This window comes from Streptomyces alanosinicus (assembly GCF_014650595.1).
In the GTDB taxonomy this organism is placed as follows: Bacteria; Actinomycetota; Actinomycetes; order Streptomycetales; family Streptomycetaceae; genus Streptomyces; species Streptomyces alanosinicus.
Window position 1 is genome coordinate 1 of the sequence record NZ_BMVG01000102.1, and the last position, 4,301, is coordinate 4,301.

The following is a 4,301-nucleotide window of genomic DNA, read 5'->3' on the forward strand; positions in this document are numbered from 1 at the left end:
ACCCGAGCACGGTGGCCTTTCACTCACCCACCCGAGCGGGCTCGGCACTCCCACCCACCCGCGCGCAGCCGTTACTTGTCCACCCACCCCGGCACGGCCGCTAGTCACCGCACCGACCGAACGCGCTCGGTGCGGCCACCCACCGCCACCCGAACACGGCCGACACTTGCCCCCCGCACTCGACCGACGCTCGCCCACCCACCCGCACTCGGCCGAGGCTTCCCACCCACCCGCACCCGGCCGACGCTTGCCCCCGACCCGAATCCGGCCCGTACTTGCCCACCCGCCCAAGCCCCCGTGGGTGCCCTCTCAGCTGGCCGAGACGGGTGGGTGGGTGGGAGAGGGGGGTCCAGGGGGCGGAGCCCCCTGGTCGGGTCAGGGCAGAAGCCCCCGCAACGGAAACACCGCCCGACGCGTCGCCCGTACCGCCTGATCCAGCCGATCCCCCGGGTCGTACCCCGCCTCCCACGCCGCCCAACTCACCGGCCACCGCCCATCAGTCATCCGCTGCGGCCCCAACTGCCGTGTCCGCGCGAACGCTTCCTGCCGCCAGCCCTCAGGAATCACCGTCTCCGGCGCCACCGGCTTCCCCGCCGCGATCCCCACCAGATGCGTCCACGACCGCGGCACGACATCCACCACCGCATAGCCGCCCCCACCCAACGCGACCCACTTCCCCCCGGCATGCTCGTGCGCCAGCTCATGGCACGCCAGCTGCACAGCCCGCTGCGCATCCAACGACACAGCCAGATGCGCCAACGGATCCTCGAAGTGCGTATCCGCCCCGTGCTGCGACACCAGCACCTGCGGCCGGAACTCCGCGAGCAGCTCCGGCACCACCGCGTGAAACGCCCGTACCCACCCCGCGTCCCCGGTCCCCGCCGGCAACGCCACATTCACGGCCGCCCCCTCCCCGGCCCCGGCCCCGACCTCCTCCGGCCACCCGGTCTGCGGGAACAACGTACGCGGATGCTCATGCAGCGAGATCGTCAGAACCCGCGGATCCTCCCAGAACGCCGCCTGCACCCCGTCCCCGTGATGCACATCGACGTCCACATACGCGACCCGCTCGGCCCCCAGCTCCAGCAGCCGGGCGATGGCGAGCGAGGCGTCGTTGTAGATACAGAACCCCGACGCACCCCCGGGCATCGCATGGTGCAGCCCACCCGCGAAGTTCACGGCGTGCTCGGCATCCCCCCGCCACACCGCCTCCGCAGCCCCCACCGACTGCCCGGCGATCAACGCGGACACCTCGTGCATCCCGGCGAAGGCCGGATCGTCCATCGTCCCCAGCCCGTACGACCCGTCCGCCCCCGCCGGATCGGCCGACGCGGCCTTCACCGCGTCGACATAGTCCTCCCGGTGGACCAGCTGCAGCGTCGACTCCCCGGCCGGCTTCGCCGCGACGACCTCCACCTCCCGGTCCAGCCCGAAGGCACCCACCAGCTTCCGGGTCAGTGCCAGCCGGACCGGATCCATCGGATGGCCCGGGCCGAAGTCATAGCCCGTTACTGCCTCGTCCCACATCAGCTGTGCGCGGCCGCTCATGCCCGCCACCGTATCCGCCCTGTCCCACGGCGAACGACCTGGCGTACACCAACGTCACCAGCACCAACACCATCGGCACCAGCATCGCCCCCCGATAGCTCCACGCATCGCCCAGAGCCCCCACCAGCGGCGAACCGACCAGAAAACCCACGTAATTGAAAATATTCAGCCGCGCCACAGCAGCATCCGAAGCCCTCGGGAACAGCCGCCCCGCCGCCGCGAACGTCTGCGGCACCAGCACACACAACCCCAGCCCCAGCATCGTGAACCCGAGCATCCCGACCCACGCCCCGGGCGCCGAGGCCACCACCGCGAACCCGCCGGCGGCCACCAGCGTCCCGAGCCGTACGACCGCCACCGCCCCGAACCGCCGTACCCCGAGGTCCCCGATGGCCCGCCCGAGCAGCGTGGTCACCATGTACACGTTGTACGGCACGGTCGCCAGCTGCTCCGAGCTGCCCAGCACGTCCTTCAGATACTTCGCGCTCCAGTTGGAGACCGTCGAGTCCCCGATATAGGCGAAGGTCATCACCAGGCACAGCGGCAGCAGCAGCTTGAAGACGACACCCCCACCCGCGTCCGCACCCGGTGTCTCCGCCTCCGGCGCCGGATCCCCGTCGATGTACCACCGGCTCCCCACGAACGTGGCCGGCAGCAGCACGACCACCACCGGCAGATACGACACCCACAGCGCGAGATGCCAGTGCGCCCCGACCCACGCCAGCGACGCCCCCAGGATCCCGCCCAGGCTGTACGCGGCATGGAAGCTGAGCATGATGCTGCGCCCGTACGACCGCTGCAGGCTCACCCCGAGCATGTTCATGGAGGCGTCCAGCGCCCCCACGGCCAGCCCGAACGCACCCAGCGACAGCGCCAGCTCGGCGATCCGCCCGCCCGCCCCCGCACCGAGCAGGGCCAGCAGCACCACCGGCTGCGACCAGCGCAGCAGCCGGCTGGGCCGTACGCGCTTCACCACCTGCTCGGTGGTGACGCTGCCGACCCCGGCGAGGACGGGTACGGCGGCGAGGAAGACCGGCAGCAGCGCGTCGGAGATGCCGTACCGGTCCTGGATGGCCGGAATCCGCGTCACCAGCAGGGCGAAGGTGGCGCCCTGGGCGAAGAAGCTGAACGCCAGCGAGGCCCTGCCGCGCCGCAGCACATCAGTCATGGCGGCGAGCGTAGGGCCCTTGGCTACCTGTGGGTAGATCCAGCCAAAGATGAGTTTTCCTCAGCTTCACCGTGCGAAGGATCAGCCTCGGTCTCGGCCTTCAGCATCTTCTCCATCGGCGCGATGGCCAGGCCGCCGCCGACGAGCATGCCGATCCCGATCGCGCCGACCACGAAGACCGTGCCGAGCCAGACCATGGTGTCCGCGGGGACCGTGTAGGCCCCGACGACCCGCGCGCCGCATTCGGCCAGCAGCGCCAGGCCCCACACGACGGAGTACGCCCGTTCCTTGCGCAGGAAGGCCGCGGACCGGGCGGACGCCCCGGACACCAGCCGAGTCCAGGCGGCTTCCTTGGCCGCGTCCGCCTTGACCAGGAAGGGCTTCAGACCGGCGGTCATCATCGGCCGGCCCATCCGCACGGAGAGCAGGATGCCGATGCCGACGGTGCTGCTGACCGCGCCGTCCTTGGCGAGCATCAGCCGCGGGTCGCCGGAGACGAAGGTCAGCATCAGCGAGACCACGTTGACGAGGAGGATCAGCCCGGCCAGCCCGTTCACCTTGCGTTCCCGCACCAGGCCCCACAGGGTCCGCAGCGCCGGCACCACGCTGCTCCAGCCGAGCGCCGCGAAGGTGCTCATCCCGAAGCCGTCCTTGAGGAGGTAGTACGAGCCGAGCGGCACCGCGACGTCCACGATCAGCGGCAGGAAGTTGTCCAGCGCGCTGGGGTTCTGTTTCTGCTGCTCGGTCCGGCCCTGGGTCCCCGTGTTCTTCGTCATGCCCTCAGCTTCGCCGCCGCGAGGGGTCCGCCAGTAGAAACGATCGTCCGGACGTCCGCATGACAATTGTCAGACCCGGCCCATGGTTCAGGTCATACCAGCAGGTCAGCCAACTCGCCCATGGTGCGAAAGAGTTCGTCGGCCCGTGCCAGCTTCGCCGCCGGCGTCATCGCGGTGAATCCGTAGACGGCCATCCCGGCCGCCACGGCCGCCTGCACGCCCAGCGGAGAGTCCTCCACGACCAGGCACCGCTCGGGCTCCACCCCCATCCGCTCGGCCGCGTGGAGGAAGAGGTCGGGCGCCGGCTTGCCCCGCCCCACGTCCTCGGAGCTGAAGATACGGTCCTCCGCGAACCATCGGTCGATCCCGGTCGTCCGGTGCCCGATCCGGATCCGCTCATGACTCCCGGACGAGGCCACGCAGTACGGCACCCCGTCCGCGGCCAGCTTCTCCAGCACGCCGCTCACGCCGGCGACCGGCTGCAACTCCCGCTCGAACGCGGCGAACACGCGCGCGTGGAAGACATCGTCGAAGTCGTCCGGCAGCCGCTGCCCCGTCCGCTCCAGCACCAGGTCGTGGATGCGGTGCATCGCCGAGCCCATGTAGTCCCGGATGGAATCCTCGTACGACGTCAGGTGCCCCAACTCGGTCAGATAGGCGGCGAGCAGCCGATTGGAGATGGGCTCGCTGTCGACGAGGACACCGTCGTTGTCAAAGATCACCAATTCATAGCGCATGCATTCGAGCATAAACGCAGAAAGGCCCACGCCATACGGCGTGGGCCTTTCCTAAAATTTGTTCGGCGGCGT

Annotated in this window: 4 protein-coding genes; all 4 read right to left on the reverse strand. The window is 70.0% G+C overall.

Annotated elements, in window-relative coordinates:
- Positions 1-375: 375 nt before the first annotated feature.
- The 4 genes from IE277_RS46225 to IE277_RS46240 all read right to left on the reverse strand — a co-directional run bounded on the left by IE277_RS46225 (position 376) and on the right by IE277_RS46240 (position 4,229).
- Entirely contained in the window at positions 376-1,548 is a 1,173-nt protein-coding gene (locus IE277_RS46225) for an acetoin utilization protein AcuC (protein WP_189960082.1), read from the reverse strand.
- Entirely contained in the window at positions 1,499-2,716 is a 1,218-nt protein-coding gene (locus IE277_RS46230; RefSeq protein WP_189960083.1) for an MFS transporter, read from the reverse strand. Before IE277_RS46230 ends, IE277_RS46225 begins: the two co-directional genes overlap by 50 nt.
- Before the next feature lie 23 nt (positions 2,717-2,739).
- Positions 2,740-3,492 (reverse strand): VC0807 family protein, encoded by a 753-nt coding sequence (locus tag IE277_RS46235; protein WP_229882591.1) that lies wholly within the window; start codon positions 3,490-3,492, stop codon positions 2,740-2,742.
- A gap of 92 nt (positions 3,493-3,584) precedes the next feature.
- Entirely contained in the window at positions 3,585-4,229 is a 645-nt protein-coding gene (locus IE277_RS46240; RefSeq protein WP_189960084.1) for an HAD family hydrolase, read from the reverse strand.
- Between the last annotated feature and the right edge of the window lie 72 nt (positions 4,230-4,301).

Bases quoted from the DNA above. Each gene is read 5' to 3' on its own strand.
- IE277_RS46235 (WP_229882591.1), bottom strand. From the start codon at position 3,492: ATGACGAAGAACACGGGGACCCAGGGCCGGACCGAGCAGCAGAAACAG.
- IE277_RS46230 (WP_189960083.1), bottom strand. From the start codon at position 2,716: ATGACTGATGTGCTGCGGCGCGGCAGGGCCTCGCTGGCGTTCAGCTTC.
- IE277_RS46225 (WP_189960082.1), bottom strand. From the start codon at position 1,548: ATGAGCGGCCGCGCACAGCTGATGTGGGACGAGGCAGTAACGGGCTAT.
- IE277_RS46240 (WP_189960084.1), bottom strand. From the start codon at position 4,229: ATGCGCTATGAATTGGTGATCTTTGACAACGACGGTGTCCTCGTCGAC.